The organism is Pseudomonas sp. NFX15, assembly GCF_049132105.1.
Taxonomy (GTDB): Bacteria; Pseudomonadota; Gammaproteobacteria; order Pseudomonadales; family Pseudomonadaceae; genus Aquipseudomonas.
Map to the genome: position 1 here is coordinate 17,338 of NZ_JAFMPV010000042.1, position 18,179 is coordinate 35,516.

Below are 18,179 nucleotides of genomic sequence, written 5' to 3' on the forward strand. Positions count from 1 at the left end.
AAAGTTTATCTGCCGACGAACGCTCTGGCAGGCGCCCCTCGCTATCTTCGCTGCATTCGTGGAGTGCTCCACAGAGGCTTTAGGGGATAGCTTGCCCATGTCGGTTTCAACCTTGGCGACGCGCAACAGACGCGTTGCGTGTCTTTCACCCTTGGCGCTGGCCTTGCTGGGCATGCTGATGCTCGGCGGCTGCTCGATGGTGCCGCACTATCAGCCACCCGAGTTGCCACTGGCGCAACAGTTCAACGTTGCCGCCGACAACGCGGCAGCCCCGGGCGGGCAATGGTGGCGTGAGTTTCACAATGCCGAACTGGATCAATTGATCGCCCGTGGGCTGGCTTCCAACTACACCCTCAAGGCGGCCGTCAGCCGCATCGATGAAGCCCGCGCTTCGGCGCAAGTGGCCGGGGCAGCGCAGTACCCGGCGCTGAATCTGGGGGGCAACTACCAGCGCCAGAACAATTACGGCACCACGCAAAAACGTAGCGTGTTTGCCGAAGCCACCTATGAAGTGGATTTCTGGGGCAAACAGCGTGCCGCCGCGGATTCCGCCGATGCCTTGGCCAGTGCCACGGTCTTTGACGCGCAAACCCTGCGCATGAGCCTGGGTGCGAGCATTGCCGACCGCTACTTCGAAGTGCTGTCCCTGGAGGACCGGTTGCGCCTGGCCCAGTCGATTGCCGACGATGCTCGGCAAGTGCTGGACCTGGTGCAAATCCAGGCCGGCCAGGGTTCAGTTTCGAACCTCGAAGTCGAGCAGCAGCGCAACGCCATGCAGACCTTTGAAGCGGCCATGCCGCCTCTGCGCCAGCAACGTGACCTGGCGTTGTACCAGTTGGCGGTGTTGGTCGGCGCACAGCCGGAAGGTTTTCATCTGCAAGGCGACGGTCTCAACACCCTGAAGGTCCCGCAACCATCGACCGGTTTGCCGATCGGCCTGTTACGCCAGCGCCCGGACATCCAGGCCGCCGAAGCGAGGCTCAAGTCCGCCAACTTCGACGTTGGCGTCGCCCGTGCGGCGTTTCTGCCCAACCTGTCACTGGACCTGCTGGGTGGCGTCGACACGCTGGCCGGCGGGCAGATCTGGAGCGCCATCGGCACCCTCAGCCAGCCGCTGTTTGCCGGCGGCCAACTCAAGGGGCAACTGCATTTCGACCAGGCCCATGTGCAAGAGCTGAGCTCCAGCTATCGCGAGTCGATCATCGAAGCCCTGCAAGACGTGGAAACCCAACTCAGCGCCGCCCGTGAACTCGACAAGAGCTATGCGCTGAACCAGGCGGCGGTCGATTCGGCCCGCGAAGCGGCGCGGTTGGCGCAGGTGCGCTACCGACTCGGCTCCACCGATTTCCAGACGTTGTTGATCGTCGAACGCACCCAATACCAGGCTGAAGACACGCTATTGCAGGTTCGCCTCCAGCATCTGCAGGCCGCCGTCGGCCTGTTCCGGGCCATCGGCGGGGATTTCTCGACCGACGCCCTCGCATCCAATTATTCTGCTCAGGTGGCCCGCCCATGAATGCCTTTAACCCAGGTCGTCGCGTTATTTTCGGGGGGCTGATGCTGTTCTCATTGGCCGCTGGATTCGGCGGTTTTCAATGGATCAAACAGGCCCAGGCCGCGCCAGTAAAAGCCGATGTCGCTGCCGTGCCGGTGCAAATGTCCCAGGTCAGCCGTCAGGACTTGCCCATCTGGATCAGTGCCATCGGCAATGTGCAGGCGCTCAACAGCGTCAATGTGCGGGTGAGGGTGGACGGCGAACTGCAAAAGGTCCTGTTCAACGAAGGGCAAACCGTCACCGCCGGCAGCCTGCTGGCGGTGATCGACCCGCGGGTGTATCAGGCCCAAGTCGCCCAGGCCCAGGCTTTGGTGGCCAAGGATCAGGCGCAGTTGGCGAACCTGAAGGTCAACCTCGACCGGGCTAGCAAACTGGCGGCCGCCAAGGCCGGCCCGACCCAGGACGTCGACACCTACCGTGCGCAACTGGCCGCCCAGCAAGCGACGTTGCAGGCTGACCAGGCGGCGTTGGACGCGGCGCGCCTGCAACTGGAATTCACCCAGGTCAAGGCGCCGTTGACCGGGCGCACCGGCCAGCGCCTGCTGGATGTCGGCGCCATTGCCCATGGCGCCGAAGCCACGGGGCTGGTGACCATTACCCAGATGAACCCGATTTGCGTGGCCTTCGCCGTGTCTCAGGATGAATTGGCAGAAATTCTTGAAGAGAATGCCAAGGGCGCGTTGCAGGTGATGGCGATGACCCGCGATGGCCAGCAGGAAATTGCCCGAGGCCGATTGAGCTTCATCGACAGTCAGGTGACCGCGGCCAGTGGTCAGATCCAGCTCAAGGCTGAGTTCGACAACAGCGCCGCCAAATTGTGGCCGGGTGAGCTGGTGAGCGCGCGGTTGCTGGTGCAGACCCGCAAGGACGTGGCCGTGGTGCCGGCGGACGCCGTGCAGCTGGGGCGCAAGGGCAATTTTGTCTACGTGGTGGATGCCGATCAGCGGGTGCAACCGCGCCTGGTCGATGCTGGCACCGTGGTGGATGGCAAGCAGTGGATTCGCCAAGGCCTGGCGGCCGGCGAAACCGTGATTGTGCAGGGCCAATCCCGTGTCGCACCGGGCCTGAAGGTCACGCCGGTCAAGACCGATACCACGGTCGATCTGGCGCAGGTGCGCCAATGAACGGGCTGGCCGGATTGATTCAACGACGTGTTGGGCTGTGCCTCCTGGCCCTTGGGGTGATGCTACTCGGCGCGTTCGCTTACTTTCATCTGCCGGTGGCGCCGTTGCCCACGGTGGATTTTCCGACCATCCAGGTCACCGCCAAACTCTCCGGCGCGAGCGCCGAAACCATGGCCTCTTCGGTGGCGACACCGCTGGAGCGCGCCTTTTCTGCCGTGCCGCAAGTGACCTCGATGACTTCGTCGAGTGCCGCCGGCAAAACCCAGGTGGTGCTGCAATTCGACTTGTCGCGAGACATCGACGGGGCGGCGCAGGATGTGCAGACGGCGATCAATACCGCTACGCCGAACCTGCCCAAGACCATGTCCAGTGCACCGACCTTCAACAAGGTCAACCCGGCCGAAGGCACGGTGATGTCGCTGGCGGTGACGTCGCCGACCCGCACGCTGCCGGAGCTGGATCGCTACGCCGACAACTACATTGCCCAGCGCTTGTCGCAAATGCCCGGCGTCGGCCTGGTGGATTTCCATGGCGAGCAAAAACCGGCGGTACGGGTGCAGATCGATCCCGATGCACTGGCGGCCCGCGGCCTGACCCTGGAGGATGTGCGCAGCGTAATCGGCGTCAGCACCCTCGACCAACCCAAGGGTACCCTCGACGGCCAGAGCCGTTCGATCACCCTGGGTGCCACCGACCAGTTGCTGGACCCGCAGCACTATCGCGATCAGGTCATCGCTTACAAGAACGGCATGCCGATCAAGCTTGGCGACCTCGGCCGGGTGATCGCCGGCGCCGAGGACACCCAGCAAGCCGCACAGCTGGGGGCCGAGCCGACGGTGATCGTCGACATTCACAAACAACCGGGTTTCAACCTGCTGTCGACCATCGCCACGATCAAGGCCAAATTGCCGGAGCTGACTGCCTCGTTGCCGCGTGACGTGCAGGTGCAAGTGGTGGGCGACCGGACCCAGACCATCGAAGCGTCGGTCAACGACATGCAGTTCACGTTGCTGCTGTCGATTGCGCTGGTGGTCGTGGTGATCTTCGTGTTCCTGCGCAAAGCCACCGCCACGCTGATCCCGAGCCTTACCATCCCGTTGTCGTTGGTGGCCACGTTCGGGGTGATGTACCTGCTGGGCTACAGCCTCGATAACCTGTCGATCATGGGCCTGGCGATTGCCGTCGGGTTCGTGGTGGACGACGCCATCGTGGTCATGGAAAACATCGTTCGGCACCTGGAAATGGGCAAGTCGCGCCTGCAATCGGCAGTCGACGGCTTGCGCGAAGTGGCCTTTACCATCATTTCGATGACGGTGTCGCTGATTGCAGTGTTCCTGCCGATCCTGTTGATGTCCGGCATCGTCGGGCGCTTGATGCGCGAGTTCGCGGTGACGGTCAGCGTGGCGATCATCATGTCCTGCATCGTCTCCCTGACCATCACGCCGATGCTCTGCGTCTGGTTGCTCAAGCCCCATGCCGACAGCGAAGAAGGGCGTTTCGCCCAGGCCTGCGAGCGGGTCTTCGATCGGTTGCACAACGGTTATCGCCGGAGCCTGGACTGGGTGCTCGACCATCAGCGCATCACGTTGGCGGTGGCCATTGCCACCCTGGCGGCGACGGCGGTGTTGTATGTCGGCATTCCCAAGGGCTTCTTCCCGCAACAGGACAACGGGTTGATCCAGGGCGTGGCGCAAGCGGCGGCGGATATTTCGCCGACCGCCATGCGTGTGCAAGTCAACCGTGCGGCCGAGATCATCGGCCAGGACCCGGCCGTAGGGCGGGTGTATTTCTGGATCGGGCCGAACCCGACCGTGAGCCAGGGCAAGGTGATGATCAACCTCAAGCCCTTCAGTGACCGCAGCGCCAGCGCAGCCGAGGTGATCCGTCGCCTGCAACCGCAGCTCGATAAACTGTCCGGGATCAAGGTGTTCATGCAGGCCAACCAGGACATCCAGATCGGCGGCCGGGCCAGCAAGACCCAATACCAGTACACCCTGCAAGACCCGGACAGCGTCGAGCTGGACCACTGGAGCGGGGTGCTGTTGGAGAAGCTCGAGACCTTGCCGCAACTGCAACACGTGACCTCGGACCAACAGCAGGCCATCGCCCAGTCGACCCTTGTGATCGACCGGCCAACGGCAGCGCGCCTGGGGGTGACCGTGCAGGCCATCGACGACGTGCTGTACGACGCCTTTGGCCAGCGGCAGATTGCGACCATGTTCACCCAGCTCGATCAGAACCACGTGATCCTGGAACTCGACCCGAGCTGGCAAACCTCCACCGCGACCCTTGAGCATTTGTTTGTGCGCGCCAGTTCCGGGGCCATGGTGCCGCTGAACCTGCTGGCCAGCGTCAAGACCGAGCAAGTGCCGATCATCATCAACCACCAGGGTGTATTCCCGGCCATTACCCTGTCGTTCGACCTCGCGCCGGGGCATGCCTTGAGCGAAGCCGTCACCGCGATCAACCAGGCGTCGCTGGCGGTGGCGATGCCCGACAGCGTGCTCGGCAGTTTCCAGGGCACGGCCCAGGCCTTTCAGGATTCGCTGAAGTCGCAACCCTGGCTGATTCTGGCGGCGATCCTCACCGTTTACATCGTGCTCGGCGTGCTTTACGAAAACGCAATTCACCCGCTGACGATCATCTCGACCCTGCCGTCGGCCGGGTTCGGCGCGCTGCTGGCCTTGATGCTGTGTGGTCAGGATCTGTCGGTGCTGGGGATGATCGGCATCATTTTGCTAATCGGGATCGTCAAGAAAAACGCGATCATGATCGTCGACTTCACCTTGCAGGCCCAGCAACGCGGCCTGTCGCCTCGTGAGGCGGTGCGCGAAGGTTGTCTGTTGCGGCTGCGGCCGATCCTGATGACATCGTTGGCTGCATTGCTCGGCGCGGTACCGCTGGCGTTCGGTCATGGCGCCGGTTCCGAGTTGCGCCAGCCGTTGGGTATCGCGATTGTCGGCGGTCTGGCGGTGTCGCAGGTCTTGACGCTCTATACCACGCCGGTGGTTTACCTGTGGTTCGAGCGTCGGCGGCGCAAGTTGCTGTCTGCAGCGGCAACGGTTGCGGTGTGAAAACGACCATTGGCTGCCATGGGGCGCTGGAGCTGCTGGAGCAATTGACGCGCACACTCGATCAGGGGGCGGTAATAGTCGGCTAATCGGGCGTAGACTGGCCCCTCATTTTGGGCAAGCATCACGCGCAGGGAGGACATCGCGGATGAGCAAACTGACTTCCAGGATTGCACTGATAACAGGGGCGGCCCAAGGGATCGGCGCCGCGATTGCGCAACGCTTTGTGCAAGAAGATTGCGTTGTCTACGTCACCGACATTAACGACGAACTTGGCAGAACAGTTGCAAACGCCCTCGGTGCTCGCGCCAGCTATCTGCGTCTTGATGTACGGCGCGAAGTAGATTGGCAGCGAGTGACGGCGCAGATCCTCAAGGAGCGCGGCAGGCTGGACGTGCTGGTGAATAACGCCGCCATTACCGGTTTTGAGCAAGGCGCCGTGCCCCACGACCCGGAACATGCACGTCTGGAGGACTGGCACGCAGTGCATCACACCAATCTTGACGGGGTGTTCCTGGGTTGCAAGTACGCCATTCGCAGCATGCGCCATTCTGGGTCCGGCTCCATTATCAATATCTCCTCTCGCTCCGCACTGGTCGGCATTCCGGGCGCGGCGGCCTACGCATCGTCCAAGGCCGCGGTTCGCAATCACACCAAGACGGTCGCGCTTTACTGCGCCGAGCAAGGTCTGACAGTGCGGTGCAACTCGATTCATCCAGCTGCCATCCTCACGCCCATATGGGAACCCATGCTCGGTAACGACGCAGGCCGTGAAGAGCGGATGGCAGCCCTGGTTCGCGATACGCCGCTGAGACGGTTCGGGATGCCCGAAGAAGTGGCGGCCATGGCGCTGTTACTCGCCGGGGATGAAGCGACGTACATCACCGGCAGTGAGTTCAACATCGACGGGGGCCTCCTGGCCGGCTCGGCAGCGACCCCAACCGTAGTCGATGACAACGGGACTAGCGCCATTGCGCCGTGCGAGTGTTGAAGTAATTCCTTTACTTCAACACTCGCGCAAAATAACCTGCGCCCGGCAGGCACCGACCTGCCCATTCAGGCAAGCCAGGCAACTTCAACAAGGCCCACCTGGCGGCGCGGCGCGCGAATCTGCACGCCGCCCCGCACTAACCTGCCAGGTCATGGTCAATAATCCCCGCACGACTTTGCCGCACGTTTTCCCACTATTCCATTCGAAGATTTAACCCATGCACCTACGCAAAATTGCAGTTGGGCTGTCGGCCCTTGTTTTGCTTTCAAACGGGGCGCAAGCCCGCAGCCTGTTCGATCTGCTCAAGCCGCCCGCTGCGCTTCATGAAACCGCCTCCCGCTCGGGTTCGATCAGCCAGAGCGCGGCCCTGGACCTTTATTCGAACACGCAACGCCAGCCATCGTTCGACGGCTGCGCAGAGCTGTTCCCTGCGGCGAAACCGATCAACACCGCCACGGTGCCGGCCACCATGAAACCGCTGGCGCTGTGTTCCGATAATTTCGCGGTGCTGTATTCCCAAACCAGCAAGACCCCGCTGGTGGTTATCGAACGCCTGAACGCCGCGCAGTTAAAGGATGCAAAAGGGGAGGAACGCACCAACCAGTTCTACCCGGACCCGCGCATTCCCAAGGGTGGGCGTGCCGAATTGAGCGACTATCGCAGCCAGCATCCAGCGGTGGACCGTGGCCATCAACAAAACCCGGTGAAAAGTATACTCAACGCTTAAGTTCGTACCTCTTCATTGAGTACTAATACTCAATTTCGCATACTCGATCCAATTCTAAGATTTAAAGCATGTACCTACGCAAAATTTTGTTGTGCTGTCGGCCCTTGTTTTGCTCTCCACCGGGCGCAAGCCCGCAGTCTGCTTGATTTCCTCAAAGCGCTCGCCCAGCACCAGGGGCTCGTGCCCCGCTCGGGCTCGATCAGCCAGGGCGCGGCCTTGGCACTCTATTCAAACAAACAGAAACAGACCTCGTTTGACGGCTGTTCCGAGCTATTCCCGGCCACCAAACCGATCAACACGGCGACCGTGCCAGCAACGATGAAACCTCTTGCTCTGTGCTCTGATAACTTCGCGGTGCTGTTCTCACAAGTCAGCAAGAAACCATTGGTGGTGGTCGAACGGCTTCCTGCTCAAATCTGCGTCCGACTTCCACGGTAGACTCCAAGTGCTTGAGCGCCTACGTGGAAAGTGGTTTTGGCAAAAACATTGAGCACGCCTAGCGCCGTGCCAACAAAAGCCAGCTGGCTGAACAGGCTCTGCGTTACATTCAGGTGCTCTACGAAATAGAGCGAGAGGTTCGCGACCTGGAGCCGGATTTACGCCGCCGAATACGGCAAGAAAAAGCCGAACCCGCGATGGATGCGTTGCATACCTGGATGATCGCCCAGCGCGAACGCGTGCACGACGGAGTGGCTATCGCCAAGGCCTTCGATTACAGCCTGAAACGCTGGATGGCATTGTCACGCTATCTCGATGACGGTGCAGTCCCCATAGACAACAACCACGCCGAGCAGCAGATAAGGCCTTGGGCCCTAGGACGCAAGAATTGGCTCTACATAGGATCGTTGCGCAGCGGTCAACGTGCGGCGGCGTTGATGAGCCTGATCCAGTCAGCCAAGCTCAACGGACATGATCCGTACGTCTATTTGAAGGACGTACTCCAGCGGCTGCCGACACAGCGGGCGAGCGAGATCGCTGAACTGTTGCCGCATAACTGGATGCCGTTACGCAACCTGTGATCCCCGATCCCTTACGTATTGGCTTTAGGGGCAACCTTGTAACGTTCGGCTGGGCGCTCTTGGTGAATGTTTGCCATTACCAAGCGTCGAGCTTCGTCCAATGCATTCCAACATTCGGCAGCCTGCAATGGAGGGATAGTGACCAATTCGCGACGGTCGTAGCCAACCATGGCTGCGTCGACCAAATCGCCTACCTCCATGACCTCTGGCAATGCATCAATATCCACTCCGGAACGCTGCCAGATTTCAGTCCGAGTAGCCGCAGGTAACACGGCTTGAACATATACTCCTCTTGGGTTCAGTTCCAGATGCAGCCCTTGTGACAGAAACAGTACGTACGCTTTGCTCGCGCCATAAACAGACATTTTGAATTCTGGAGCAAATCCGACGACTGAGCCTATGTTCACGATCGCACCTTCACCGGCTTGCACCAACCTAGGTGCAATAGCTGCTGCAAGCTTGGTCACCGCAGTAATGTTGATGGATAGCAAGCTGTCGATACTATCCACAGTCTGTTCGGTAAATGTACCTGACTGCCCGATTCCGGCGTTGTTGATAAGAACGCCGATCTGTGTGTCCTCTTTCAACCGTTTCTCGACTGTGGCTAGCTCGTTGACGTTTGTCAGATCGGCCTGCACCACATCGACGGCAATTCCGTACTCTCCCTGCAAGCGAGTAGCTAGCGCCTCTAGCCTTTCTCTATCCCGAGCCACTATCACTAGGTTGTGGCCTCGACGGGCAAATCGTTCGGCATAGGTCGCGCCAATTCCGCTAGAGGCACCGGTGATCAAAACGGTTGGAAGCTTGCTCATGTTGTCTTTTTCCTAATTTATATAAACGTTTAGGAACTTATCCGCCTGGTGTGTCTAAGCGGAGGTAAGAAGGGAGCGGTATACGTTCCGGCAATTACCTTAGGTTCCATTATGATTTTCATAAATCTATTGGTCTGATAGGCCTGAAATTTGTCATCGAAAAGGCAATTAATGTTATTCGGTAACCCAGCGGCAGCAAAGCCGTAGGGCGACGTAAGGCTATGTCGACGCGCGATAACGTAGGCGTTCTGACCTTCACAAAAGCAATACGCTGGGAGAGGACAAAGGTTGAGTTGGGCCGTACTTCAAATGCTCCGCGTGCAGATCAGATTCCCGGGTGTAAACCTGGGTGATCAGTCGAAAAGGGAAGTGGGGAAACTCAGCGACTTGAGTGCTGTGACTGATATCCGAAATGCACCAATTGCAAAAGTGCTCACAATTGTGGGAGAGGACTTTGCACTGCGTCTCGCCAATTCTCGAGCGTGCGCGTCCGGCGAACTTGTCGTTTGTGAAAGCGCTCTGATCTTGAAAGCCCTAGGTAGAGATCCGGCTGAAACCAGTCAGTGTCTCAATCAACCTAAAGCTTGCGTCAGCGTTTTCGTTGTTTCATGCGGCTTCGGTGTCGGAGATACCGATACGTAATTCGTTTCCAAAGGATTGACCGTTCAGGCAAGACATAAGGCTCACGTTATCCAAACCGGTTTGCGGGAACATTGGTAAACGATACGTCGCACGCGAGGCATCGGAAATGCTCACGCGTATGGCAATCGTTATCCAAAGTAATCAAATCTGTAAAGTCGGCAACCAGCTCGCCAAGGATACCTTGGCGAGCTGACTGGCTATTGCGTTATGCGGTGAGAACGTTGATTGCGACATCAATGTTGCCGCGTGTCGCTTTAGAGTACGGGCAGATTTGATCGGCGTTATGAGCCAGTTCAGTCGCAACACCTTGATCCAGACCTGGTACCCGCAGAGTGAGTCGGGCTTGGAGGAAGTAGGCTGGTCCGGTCTGTCCCAGATCAACCTCGATGTCGACAGCCGTGTCGGTCGGCAGTGTCACCTTCATCTGTTGAGCAGCCAGCCCCACCGCAGAGATGTAGCAGGCCGACCAAGCCCCAGCAAACAATTGCTCGGCTTTCGGGTGCGGCTGAACGGCAGTGAACTCGTGTTCCGGATTGGCGCTGCCGGGCGAAGATAACGTGATGTCGACGTTACCGTTATGACCGAGCGATGAGTAGCCCGCGCTGTTATAGGTGGTATTGGTTTTGCCGGTGACTAGCACTTTTTCAATCTTGCTCATGATGATTCCCTCAAGTTTATTAGCTTCAGTAATCGAGCGCGCTAAATCGTATGCGACCTTAGTGACATATCCAGACGTCACGCCGTAATTTCGTTCAGGCTTACGTCGATTTTGCCGCGTGTGGCCTTGGAGTGAGGGCAAATAGAATTGGCGATGTGCGCCAGTACAGACGCAACATCCCGTGCCAGCCCCGGCACGCGCAGGGTCATTCGAGCCTGAAGGAAATAGGCCGGACCAGTCTGACTCAGGTCGGGTTCGATGTCGACGGCCAGATCCGTCGGCAGCGATGTTGCGTTCCGCGGCCATCAGTCCGAGGGCGGCGGTGTAGCGGACGACCACGCCCCGACGAACAATTGCTCTCAGCTTTCGGGTGCGGTGGGATGGCACTTAACTGTGCCCGCTCTGCCGCCGCCACCTGCGCGACGTAATCCCAACGAGATATCCATTTGTGGGCACAACATCTCTGACGTCTCTATGTTCGAGAATGCACACACTCAAATGCATAGGCGTTGCTAATGCTAAGCATTGGATATCGATCTTGGACCCTATCGATAAAGCAGTAGATCATTGCTTCACACCCAAGCAACAACTACCCAGCAACGCAAACGCTGTTAAACCCGATAGGAAAATGACCATGCAACAGTCCCACGCTTACAACGACGCCAGCCTCGAACTGACCAGCAAAATCCTCGACGCCAAGGCTCGCAAAAACCTGTCTTTCGAAGACCTGGCTGACGGCACCGGCCTGGGCCTGGCTTACGTCACCGCCGCCGTGCTCGGCCAGCACCCACTGCCTCAAAGCGCTGCCCAAGTGATCGGCGAGAAACTGGAACTGGATGCCGACGCTGTTGCCCGTCTGCAAATCATCCCGCTGCGCGGCAGCCTGTCAGGTGTGCCAACCGACCCAACCATCTACCGTTTCTACGAAATGATCCAGATCTACGGCACCACCCTCAAGGCCCTGGTTCACGAGCAGTTCGGCGACGGCATCATCAGCGCGATCAACTTCAAGCTGGACATGAAGAAAGTCGAAGACCCGGAAGGCGGCCACCGCGCTGTGATCACCCTCGACGGCAAGTTCCTGCCTCTGCGTCCTTTTTAAGCGTGCAACCGGCCTTGTAACCCGGCCCGCAACGCCTGCGGGCCTGCTTTAAAAATTACTCACTCTATTGATCACCAAATTTAACTGGAGGACTTGTCATGAAAAAAATTCTGTTTCTCGCATTGTCCCTGACCGCTTCGCTGTCGGCTTTTGCACAGGAATCGGCGGTAACGCCGGACGCCGTTCCGTATGCCTATGGCATGCACCTCGACATCGCCAAGGTTGTAAACATCACACCGGCCACTGATGTCTGCGGCCCAACGCCAGTGCAAATGACTTATCGCGATTCACAGGGTGAAACCCACATCCTGGCGTACAGCGTCATAGGCAACGGTTGCACCAACTGATTACTGAATGTTCAACACTCAATTTTTAAAAGGTACCTCCCATGAAAGCGCTCATCGACGGTTTTTTGAAGTTCCAGAAAGAAGCATTTCCACAGAGGACTGATCTGTTCAAACACCTGGCAACGACTCAGCATCCAGATACGTTGTTCATCACCTGCTCCGACAGCCGTGTGGTGCCAGAACTGCTCACCCAACAAGAGCCTGGTGAGCTGTTCGTGATCCGCAACGCCGGCAATATCGTGCCGCCCTACAGCCCACATTCCGGCGGTGTGTCAGCCACGGTCGAATATGCGGTCGCGGTACTGGGAGTGACTAATATCGTGATTTGTGGCCACTCCGATTGTGGCGCCATGACCACTATTGCCAAGTGCAAATGCATCGATCATCTGCCTGCGGTCGCTGGCTGGTTGCAGCATGCCGAGTCAGCGAAAGTCATCAACGAATCGCGCTCACATGCAAATGAAGCCGCCAAAGTCAGTTCGATGGTTCGCGAAAACGTCATCGCCCAATTGGCCAATATTCAGACCCATCCGAGCGTACGTCTAGCTCAGGAAAAAGGTTTAGTGAATCTTCATGGTTGGGTCTACGACATCGGCACCGGTTCGATCGACGCTCTGGATGTCGACAACAAGACGTTCAAGTCTTTGGTCAAGCATCCGACCACCTGTGCCGTGCATGCGCGCCCGGCAAAAGCCGTGGCCTGATCAGAAAATACCTGGGGGGCGTAGCCCCCCTTTAAACGGCCTCTGCGCCTTGGACTCAAACAACGCACGTCGTTGCCAGTTTGCTGCTCGACCCACTGCAACATCCTTCCTGATGCCTGAAGTCCAGATTTCGACATCGGTTTTCAGTCAGTGCTCAGAGGCTCCCCCAATCCCAACACCAAGTCCATAAAGGCGACTGATGCTGCGCTGTGGTAGTTGTTTTTGCGCCGCAGCAATACCGCCCCGCGCGTCGGCGCATCCCTGACTAATGGAATTTTGCACAAGGCTCGATCAACGGTGGCGATGGGTTCGGGCAGGAACGTTGCGATCGCCGTGTGGCGTATGACTTCCAGCAACGTATTCACCGAATTGACCTCAATCACCACTTTTGGGGTGATGTGCTCTTGGGTGAAGTACTCATCGATACGGGTTCGGGTGACGAAGTCCTTGGTCAACAGGGCAAACTCCAGCTGTGCCACTTCTCCCAGAGACAGGGCGGTCAGTCTTTCCCATAAGGGGTGATTACGGCCGACCATGATCCCCAGCGTCTCGGAAAATGCCGGGATCGATTCGATTTCGGCATTCCTCACCCCATCAAATGCAATCGCGATGTCCAACGAATCATCCGCCAGCCCGGTTTCGATGTCACCCATCGACAGTTCGAAAATCTCCAGATGGATGTTCGGATAGCGGACCGTGTAGTCGCGCACCAGCGGCCCGACCAGGTACGCCATGAATGTCGGGGTCATGGCCAGGCGCAAGGTGCCACGGGACAAATCCTTCACGTCGTGCAGCGCGCGCTTGCCGGCCGCTAACTCTACCAGTACGCGACGTGCGCACTCGATATAGGCCTGCCCTGCATCGGTCGGCCTCACCGTTCGTGACGTTCGGTCGAACAGCACCACCCCCAGCGTTTCTTCCAGTTGCCGGATCTGTTGCGACAAGGTCGGTTGCGAGACATGCAGCGCCTCGGCGGCACGGGTGAAGCCGCCGTTGTCAGCGACCGCTAACAAGTACCGTAGATGTCTTAGGAGCATGGCATTTACCTCTATAGGCATTGCTTATGCGAAGCATTGTATATCGATCTTGGACCCTATCGATAAAGCGGAAGATCATTGCTTCGCACCCAAGCAACAACTACCCAGCAATGCAAACGCTGTTAAGCCCGATAGGAAAATGACCATGCAACAGTCCCACGCTTACAACGACGCCAGCCTCGAACTGACCAGCAAAATCCTCGACGCCAAGGCTCGTAAAAACCTGTCTTTCGAAGACCTGGCTGAAGGCACCGGCCTGGGCCTGGCTTACGTCACCGCCGCCGTGCTCGGCCAGCACCCACTGCCTCAAAGCGCTGCCCAAGTGATCGGCGAGAAACTGGAACTGGATGCCGACGCTGTTGCCCGTCTGCAAATCATCCCGCTGCGCGGCAGCCTGTCAGGTGTGCCAACCGACCCAACCATCTACCGCTTCTACGAAATGATCCAGATCTACGGCACCACCCTCAAGGCCCTGGTTCACGAGCAGTTCGGCGACGGCATCATCAGCGCGATCAACTTCAAGCTGGACATGAAGAAAGTCGAAGACCCGGAAGGCGGCCACCGCGCTGTGATCACCCTCGATGGAAAATTCCTGCCACTGCGACCTTTCTAAGCGTGCAACCGGCCCTGTAATTCGGCCCGCTTTTACCCTGCGGGCCAACATCACTTACTACTTTTTAGAGAAACGACCATGAAAACCATCAATACCCTTTTTGCTTTGTTCCTGACCGTTGCTGCCAGCAGCGCATTCGCCGGCTCTGATGCACAAACCGCGCGCACGGGCGTTCCACTGGATGTGGCGAAGACCATCAGCATCTCCGACACCAGTCAAGCCTGCGGGATTGTGCAGGCCGAGATGGTTTACCAGGACTCCAAAGGTGTACGGCAAACCGCAACGTACTTGGTGCAGGGGGGTGGGTGCGGCACGAACTGAGCCAGCCGTCACTCGTCCTAATGCAAAGAGCAGTCTGATCTGGAACAATTTCCAAAAGGCAACCTCGTCATCCAGTGCATTGTTCCAACTAGATCACCGCCTGTCCAAAAGTACTGAAATAAGCAGTTAGCAATGAAGCGGCTTTTTACAGGCAAGCAGAATCAGACAAACGAGTACCGTAATAGTCTAGCTTCGGCACAAATTTTGGCCGAAGTTCGAAGCCATTTAGAAAAAACTGCAATGGGTTAATCAGAGCACGATTACCTGACTGTTTCGGCCACCCAATTTTTATTACGAGTCACCACCATGAAAACTGTCAACCAACTGCTTGCCGTCGTCACCTTCGCACTCAGCGCCAGCGCATTCGCAGTACCGAGCAGCCAGGAAGAACACTTCTTCACCCAGGCTACCGAATACCAACACACCGTTGCGTCCGATGGCTCGGACCACACGCCACAGGGCCAGAACCTTGCCTCCGATGTCTCGGATCACACTCCAGGCATGCAAGTAGCTTCCGATGGTTCGGAACGAGCTCTTGGTCGTCGCCTGACGTAAGTCTTGGTTATCAACCTAGGCTGGACCTGATAAATAAAAACAAAAGTCCAGCGGACAGCGTGCAGTTCTTTCTGGTGAGGATTTTCACACGGCCTGTGGGAGCAGCTAGCCTTCAAATGGTAAAACTCGATCTTTTGTCGGTCTCTGATGTCCCACCTTTTCCCAGGAGAACAGCTCATGAAAATTGGTTTCGTCGGCCTCGGCAGCATGGGCCAGGCCATGGCCGCCAACTTGCTCAAGGGCGGTCACGAAGTCTGGGTCTGGAATCGCTCGCCTGGTGCGGTACAGCTCTTGGTCGAGCAGGGTGCCAAGGCAGCCACTAGTCCCGGGCAAGCGTTCGATGTCGAGGTGGTGTTCAGCATGTTGGCGGACGATCAGGCACTGCGCTCTGTGCTCTTGGACTCGGGCCTATTGTCGAGCCTCAAAGCTCCGTTGATCCACGTCAATATGGCAACCATCGCTGCCGACTTCGCCGCCGAGCTGGCGACCTTGCATCAGGCTCAAGGTGTCGCTTACGTCGCTGCACCGGTACTGGGCCGTCCCAATGTCGCAGCAGCCGGCACCTTGGAGATCCTCGTAGCCGGCCCTGCTGACGCAATCGAGACAGCCCAGCCATTGTTCGACCTGATTGGTCGCAGAACCTGGACCCTGGGTGAGCAAGCAGCCAGTGCAAACGTGGTGAAAATCGCTGTCAACTTCATGCTCATCTCCGCTGTCGAAGCCATGGGCGAAGCAGCGGCCCTGGTCCGCGGGCACGGTATCGAATCGGCAAAGTTGATCGAACTGGTTTCCAACACCGTATTCCCCGGCCCGATCTATTCGGGCTATGGCGGTCTCATTGCCAAACGCAACTACGAACCCGCTGCCTTTAAAGCTGTGCTTGGCCTCAAAGACATCAACTTGGCGATCGAAACAGCAGGCAATGTCTCGGTGCCGCTACCCATGGGGGAATTGATCAAAGACCACTTGCTCGACACTATCGCCCACCGCCAAGGCCACATGGATTTGGCGGTGCTGGCGGAAGTGACCGAGCGGCGTGTGAAATAAACACAACTCAGAGCCTGATCGTTTCCCAGACCGGCAATGTGAAAATTCCGGAGTATGTGTTGGGGCTGGAAAATTGGCTAAAAGAACACGCTTTTACGTGAATAGTAAGCCTGTACGCAGGCGATTTTTTCCACCACATTTCGTCGCTCTCCAGCAGCGTATCGAACTGAGGCTCAATCACAAGCATAACCACCGCAAAGTGATTATGGATAGGCATATCTTTACCGCGACCCACGTCAGCCATTTGTAGATTCTTGGGGTAAGTCGCGGGTGTATACGGCACGGTAGCAGGTTATCGTTGATCGCTACCGTACCGTATGTAGCTAGTCAAATCGCGACGATGCCCGTCAGTTTGTCGGTGATGCGCAGCACGACTGTAGAGCTGGACCCGTCGAGAGCGACTCGATAGATCGCACCACCCAGATCGCTTACATAAGCGACGTTCTGGTCAGAATGCACTGACAGACCTATAGCCTCGTTAAAGCCCCCAAGGAGCACTTCGGAGTGCATTTCAGCCTTGACGCGATCCTGTAGTCGACTTCGGTTCAGTGTATTACCTAAAGGCAATGCTCCTCGATCGGTCCAGTAAAGCGTCGCGGTCGCCGTGTCCAGTTCGAGATCAACCGGTTCGGGCAAGCCGTCGAACAACGTCTCGATATCATCACGAGATGCGCTCAACGCATCGTTGTGCTTTGCATTTAGCGGAGCACGGAGGATCCGTCCCGTGTTCGATTTAGTAGCCCCTTTTTGCGTCCAGTATATTTGCTGCCGCTCGAGGTCAAGCGCGATTCCAACACACCAGTTTCGCGCGTCGGCCTGGTCATAAGCGCCATAGCCCGTCTGTACGAGCGTTTCCAACGACGATCCGTCCAGCTTGCAACGCATTACGCGCATGCCTTCGCGGTCGCACCAGTAGAGATGCGAACCACGCTGATCAATGGCCAGTTGCTTCGGCGTGTGCGTCATGCCGGGAGGTACGATGGTCGTGACATTGCCGCCGTCGAGGTCACAACGCATGATGAAGCCGTCATTGCGGGAGGGCTCTCCCATGTTGGTCCAGTAAAGGTGGCCGCGCGCGGAATCAATGACGATTCCGTCAGGACCCGAACAGCAGTCGTCGACCAACACCTTGATATTGCTTCCGTCGCTCATGGCCGACAGCACACGATTACCGCCATTATCGAGGAAGTACAGGCGCATGTTATCGCCATGGTTTTCCAGAAGTGAGTTGTCCATTATCGACTTGCCCCCGCAAAACCGCGATAAGGCCGCAGCGGAATGTACGCCTCGATTTCGAGCTTACCGGCTTTCCTTAGCGGTAACTCTTCGATCGCGGCGCGTGCCGTGCTTTCGTTCTCCGCCTCGATTAGCAGGCAGGCACCTGCGACGTCTGTGCGGGACCAGACCTGTCGAAGCGTATCGGTCGAGTAAATCTCACGGACATACGCGACCTCCATTTCAAGCTGATCGGCGGTCACGGGCGCAGCGTTTTCTTTGACTCGCATTGCAAACAGAAATTGCATGGCAACTCCTTCAACATTACGTTCTGATCCAAGGTCTGCATTGCGTCTTAGACTCAAGATCATTTCTTGATGGGATTTCCCTTCGGGCTACCCCGAAAGGATCGGTGGTGTTGCGCTGATCATCTCGGCAGCAACACACAAGTAGTAGGCGAGCTGGCAACATGCACACTTCACAGGGTGCTTGTTTTTATGTGAATCAGGCGTTCGATAACTCGCCATCAGTCAGACGCCAAATGCCCGCCGGATTGTCATGCTTCAACGCTTCGGGTAGCAGGTCGTCCGGAAAGCCCTGGTAGCAAACAGGCCGCAGGAATCGCTCGATTGCCGTCAT

Annotated in this window: 19 protein-coding genes and 4 pseudogenes; 14 read left to right on the forward strand and 9 right to left on the reverse strand. The window is 57.8% G+C overall.

The genetic code is table 11. The features are described 5' to 3' along the window. Positions 1-97 precede the first annotated feature (97 nt). The 7 genes and pseudogenes from J1D76_RS26780 to J1D76_RS26810 all read left to right on the forward strand — a co-directional run. Entirely contained in the window at positions 98-1,516 is a 1,419-nt protein-coding gene (locus J1D76_RS26780; RefSeq protein WP_421141339.1) for an efflux transporter outer membrane subunit, read from the forward strand. Then, positions 1,513-2,679 (forward strand): efflux RND transporter periplasmic adaptor subunit, encoded by a 1,167-nt coding sequence (locus J1D76_RS26785; protein WP_421141340.1) that lies wholly within the window; start codon positions 1,513-1,515, stop codon positions 2,677-2,679. Before J1D76_RS26780 ends, J1D76_RS26785 begins: the two co-directional genes overlap by 4 nt. Further along, positions 2,676-5,753: an efflux RND transporter permease subunit gene (locus J1D76_RS26790; RefSeq protein ID WP_421141341.1), complete on the forward strand. Its 3,078-nt coding sequence runs from the start codon at positions 2,676-2,678 to the stop codon at positions 5,751-5,753. The genes J1D76_RS26785 and J1D76_RS26790 overlap by 4 nt, the downstream gene beginning before the upstream one ends. Positions 5,754-5,898: 145 nt before the next feature. Further along, positions 5,899-6,741, forward strand: coding sequence for an SDR family oxidoreductase (locus J1D76_RS26795; RefSeq protein WP_421141343.1), 843 nt, complete (start codon positions 5,899-5,901; stop codon positions 6,739-6,741). A gap of 217 nt (positions 6,742-6,958) precedes the next feature. Continuing rightward, a pseudogene (locus J1D76_RS26800) lies at positions 6,959-7,435 on the forward strand (DNA/RNA non-specific endonuclease); the annotation flags it as partial. A 101-nt stretch (positions 7,436-7,536) separates the two neighbouring features. Beyond that, positions 7,537-7,882 (forward strand): annotated as a pseudogene (locus J1D76_RS26805) (DNA/RNA non-specific endonuclease); the annotation flags it as partial. A 95-nt stretch (positions 7,883-7,977) separates the two neighbouring features. Next, positions 7,978-8,487, forward strand: a pseudogene (locus J1D76_RS26810) (IS66 family transposase); the annotation flags it as partial. Positions 8,488-8,498: 11 nt separating this feature from the next. On the opposite strand, the gene J1D76_RS26815 reads toward J1D76_RS26810, so the two are convergent. The 4 genes and pseudogenes from J1D76_RS26815 to J1D76_RS26830 all read right to left on the reverse strand — a co-directional run. Then, on the reverse strand, positions 8,499-9,299 hold the full coding sequence (locus tag J1D76_RS26815) for an SDR family NAD(P)-dependent oxidoreductase (RefSeq protein WP_421141344.1): 801 nt from the start codon (positions 9,297-9,299) through the stop codon (positions 8,499-8,501). A gap of 255 nt (positions 9,300-9,554) precedes the next feature. Then, positions 9,555-9,773 carry a hypothetical protein gene (locus J1D76_RS26820; protein WP_421141359.1) on the reverse strand — a complete coding sequence of 73 codons (219 nt, stop codon included), beginning with the start codon at positions 9,771-9,773 and terminating at the stop codon, positions 9,555-9,557. A 373-nt stretch (positions 9,774-10,146) separates the two neighbouring features. Then, on the reverse strand, positions 10,147-10,599 hold the full coding sequence (locus J1D76_RS26825; RefSeq protein WP_421141345.1) for an Ohr family peroxiredoxin: 453 nt from the start codon (positions 10,597-10,599) through the stop codon (positions 10,147-10,149). 77 nt (positions 10,600-10,676) lie between these two features. Then, positions 10,677-10,975: pseudogene (locus tag J1D76_RS26830) on the reverse strand (OsmC family protein); the annotation flags it as partial. Positions 10,976-11,233: 258 nt separating this feature from the next. Here J1D76_RS26830 and cynS (J1D76_RS26835) point away from each other — a divergent pair. The 3 genes from cynS (J1D76_RS26835) to J1D76_RS26845 all read left to right on the forward strand — a co-directional run bounded on the left by cynS (J1D76_RS26835) (position 11,234) and on the right by J1D76_RS26845 (position 12,752). After that, positions 11,234-11,701 carry a cyanase gene (cynS, locus tag J1D76_RS26835; RefSeq protein ID WP_421141346.1) on the forward strand — a complete coding sequence of 156 codons (468 nt, stop codon included), beginning with the start codon at positions 11,234-11,236 and terminating at the stop codon, positions 11,699-11,701. Between the two features lie 98 nt (positions 11,702-11,799). Then, positions 11,800-12,048 carry a DUF2790 domain-containing protein gene (locus J1D76_RS26840; RefSeq protein ID WP_421141347.1) on the forward strand — a complete coding sequence of 83 codons (249 nt, stop codon included), beginning with the start codon at positions 11,800-11,802 and terminating at the stop codon, positions 12,046-12,048. 41 nt (positions 12,049-12,089) lie between these two features. Continuing rightward, positions 12,090-12,752, forward strand: coding sequence for a carbonic anhydrase (locus J1D76_RS26845; protein ID WP_421141348.1), 663 nt, complete (start codon positions 12,090-12,092; stop codon positions 12,750-12,752). A 143-nt stretch (positions 12,753-12,895) separates the two neighbouring features. On the opposite strand, the gene cynR is transcribed toward J1D76_RS26845, so the two are convergent. Beyond that, positions 12,896-13,789: a transcriptional regulator CynR gene (gene cynR / locus J1D76_RS26850; protein WP_421141350.1), complete on the reverse strand. Its 894-nt coding sequence runs from the start codon at positions 13,787-13,789 to the stop codon at positions 12,896-12,898. Between the two features lie 145 nt (positions 13,790-13,934). Between cynR and cynS (J1D76_RS26855) the strand changes: the two genes are divergently transcribed. The 4 genes from cynS (J1D76_RS26855) to J1D76_RS26870 all read left to right on the forward strand — a co-directional run bounded on the left by cynS (J1D76_RS26855) (position 13,935) and on the right by J1D76_RS26870 (position 16,325). Beyond that, a complete protein-coding gene (gene cynS, locus J1D76_RS26855; protein ID WP_421141351.1) occupies positions 13,935-14,402 on the forward strand; it encodes a cyanase in 468 nt (155 codons plus the stop codon). Positions 14,403-14,480: 78 nt separating this feature from the next. Then, positions 14,481-14,723: a DUF2790 domain-containing protein gene (locus J1D76_RS26860; protein ID WP_421141352.1), complete on the forward strand. Its 243-nt coding sequence runs from the start codon at positions 14,481-14,483 to the stop codon at positions 14,721-14,723. 306 nt (positions 14,724-15,029) lie between these two features. Continuing rightward, on the forward strand, positions 15,030-15,278 hold the full coding sequence (locus J1D76_RS26865; protein WP_421141353.1) for a hypothetical protein: 249 nt from the start codon (positions 15,030-15,032) through the stop codon (positions 15,276-15,278). Positions 15,279-15,455: 177 nt separating this feature from the next. Next, the gene (locus J1D76_RS26870; protein WP_421141354.1) at positions 15,456-16,325 is read left to right on the forward strand and encodes an NAD(P)-dependent oxidoreductase; all 870 of its coding nucleotides are present in this window, start codon (positions 15,456-15,458) and stop codon (positions 16,323-16,325) included. Between the two features lie 7 nt (positions 16,326-16,332). On the opposite strand, the gene J1D76_RS26875 is transcribed toward J1D76_RS26870, so the two are convergent. The 4 genes from J1D76_RS26875 to J1D76_RS26890 form a co-directional block, all read right to left on the reverse strand. Beyond that, positions 16,333-16,569 (reverse strand): hypothetical protein, encoded by a 237-nt coding sequence (locus J1D76_RS26875; protein WP_421141356.1) that lies wholly within the window; start codon positions 16,567-16,569, stop codon positions 16,333-16,335. Between the two features lie 83 nt (positions 16,570-16,652). Continuing rightward, the gene (locus J1D76_RS26880) at positions 16,653-17,561 is read right to left on the reverse strand and encodes a YncE family protein (protein ID WP_421141357.1); all 909 of its coding nucleotides are present in this window, start codon (positions 17,559-17,561) and stop codon (positions 16,653-16,655) included. Beyond that, on the reverse strand, positions 17,561-17,848 hold the full coding sequence (locus J1D76_RS26885; RefSeq protein WP_421141358.1) for a hypothetical protein: 288 nt from the start codon (positions 17,846-17,848) through the stop codon (positions 17,561-17,563). Before J1D76_RS26885 ends, J1D76_RS26880 begins: the two co-directional genes overlap by 1 nt. A 196-nt stretch (positions 17,849-18,044) precedes the next feature. Continuing rightward, on the reverse strand, positions 18,045-18,179 hold a 135-nt coding region (locus J1D76_RS26890), incomplete at its 5' end, for a hypothetical protein (protein ID WP_421141360.1).

Excerpts from the sequence above, each read along its gene's own strand:
- J1D76_RS26860 (WP_421141352.1), top strand. The coding sequence starts at position 14,481 with ATGAAAACCATCAATACCCTTTTTGCTTTGTTCCTGACCGTTGCTGCC.
- J1D76_RS26840 (WP_421141347.1), top strand. The coding sequence starts at position 11,800 with ATGAAAAAAATTCTGTTTCTCGCATTGTCCCTGACCGCTTCGCTGTCG.
- J1D76_RS26825 (WP_421141345.1), bottom strand. The coding sequence starts at position 10,599 with ATGAGCAAGATTGAAAAAGTGCTAGTCACCGGCAAAACCAATACCACC.
- J1D76_RS26845 (WP_421141348.1), top strand. The coding sequence starts at position 12,090 with ATGAAAGCGCTCATCGACGGTTTTTTGAAGTTCCAGAAAGAAGCATTT.
- cynR (WP_421141350.1), bottom strand. The coding sequence starts at position 13,789 with ATGCTCCTAAGACATCTACGGTACTTGTTAGCGGTCGCTGACAACGGC.
- J1D76_RS26815 (WP_421141344.1), bottom strand. The coding sequence starts at position 9,299 with ATGAGCAAGCTTCCAACCGTTTTGATCACCGGTGCCTCTAGCGGAATT.
- J1D76_RS26865 (WP_421141353.1), top strand. The coding sequence starts at position 15,030 with ATGAAAACTGTCAACCAACTGCTTGCCGTCGTCACCTTCGCACTCAGC.
- cynS (WP_421141351.1), top strand. The coding sequence starts at position 13,935 with ATGCAACAGTCCCACGCTTACAACGACGCCAGCCTCGAACTGACCAGC.
- J1D76_RS26795 (WP_421141343.1), top strand. The coding sequence starts at position 5,899 with ATGAGCAAACTGACTTCCAGGATTGCACTGATAACAGGGGCGGCCCAA.
- J1D76_RS26875 (WP_421141356.1), bottom strand. The coding sequence starts at position 16,569 with ATGGCTGACGTGGGTCGCGGTAAAGATATGCCTATCCATAATCACTTT.
- J1D76_RS26790 (WP_421141341.1), top strand. The coding sequence starts at position 2,676 with ATGAACGGGCTGGCCGGATTGATTCAACGACGTGTTGGGCTGTGCCTC.
- J1D76_RS26885 (WP_421141358.1), bottom strand. The coding sequence starts at position 17,848 with ATGCAATTTCTGTTTGCAATGCGAGTCAAAGAAAACGCTGCGCCCGTG.
- J1D76_RS26780 (WP_421141339.1), top strand. The coding sequence starts at position 98 with ATGTCGGTTTCAACCTTGGCGACGCGCAACAGACGCGTTGCGTGTCTT.
- J1D76_RS26785 (WP_421141340.1), top strand. The coding sequence starts at position 1,513 with ATGAATGCCTTTAACCCAGGTCGTCGCGTTATTTTCGGGGGGCTGATG.
- cynS (WP_421141346.1), top strand. The coding sequence starts at position 11,234 with ATGCAACAGTCCCACGCTTACAACGACGCCAGCCTCGAACTGACCAGC.
- J1D76_RS26870 (WP_421141354.1), top strand. The coding sequence starts at position 15,456 with ATGAAAATTGGTTTCGTCGGCCTCGGCAGCATGGGCCAGGCCATGGCC.
- J1D76_RS26880 (WP_421141357.1), bottom strand. The coding sequence starts at position 17,561 with ATGGACAACTCACTTCTGGAAAACCATGGCGATAACATGCGCCTGTAC.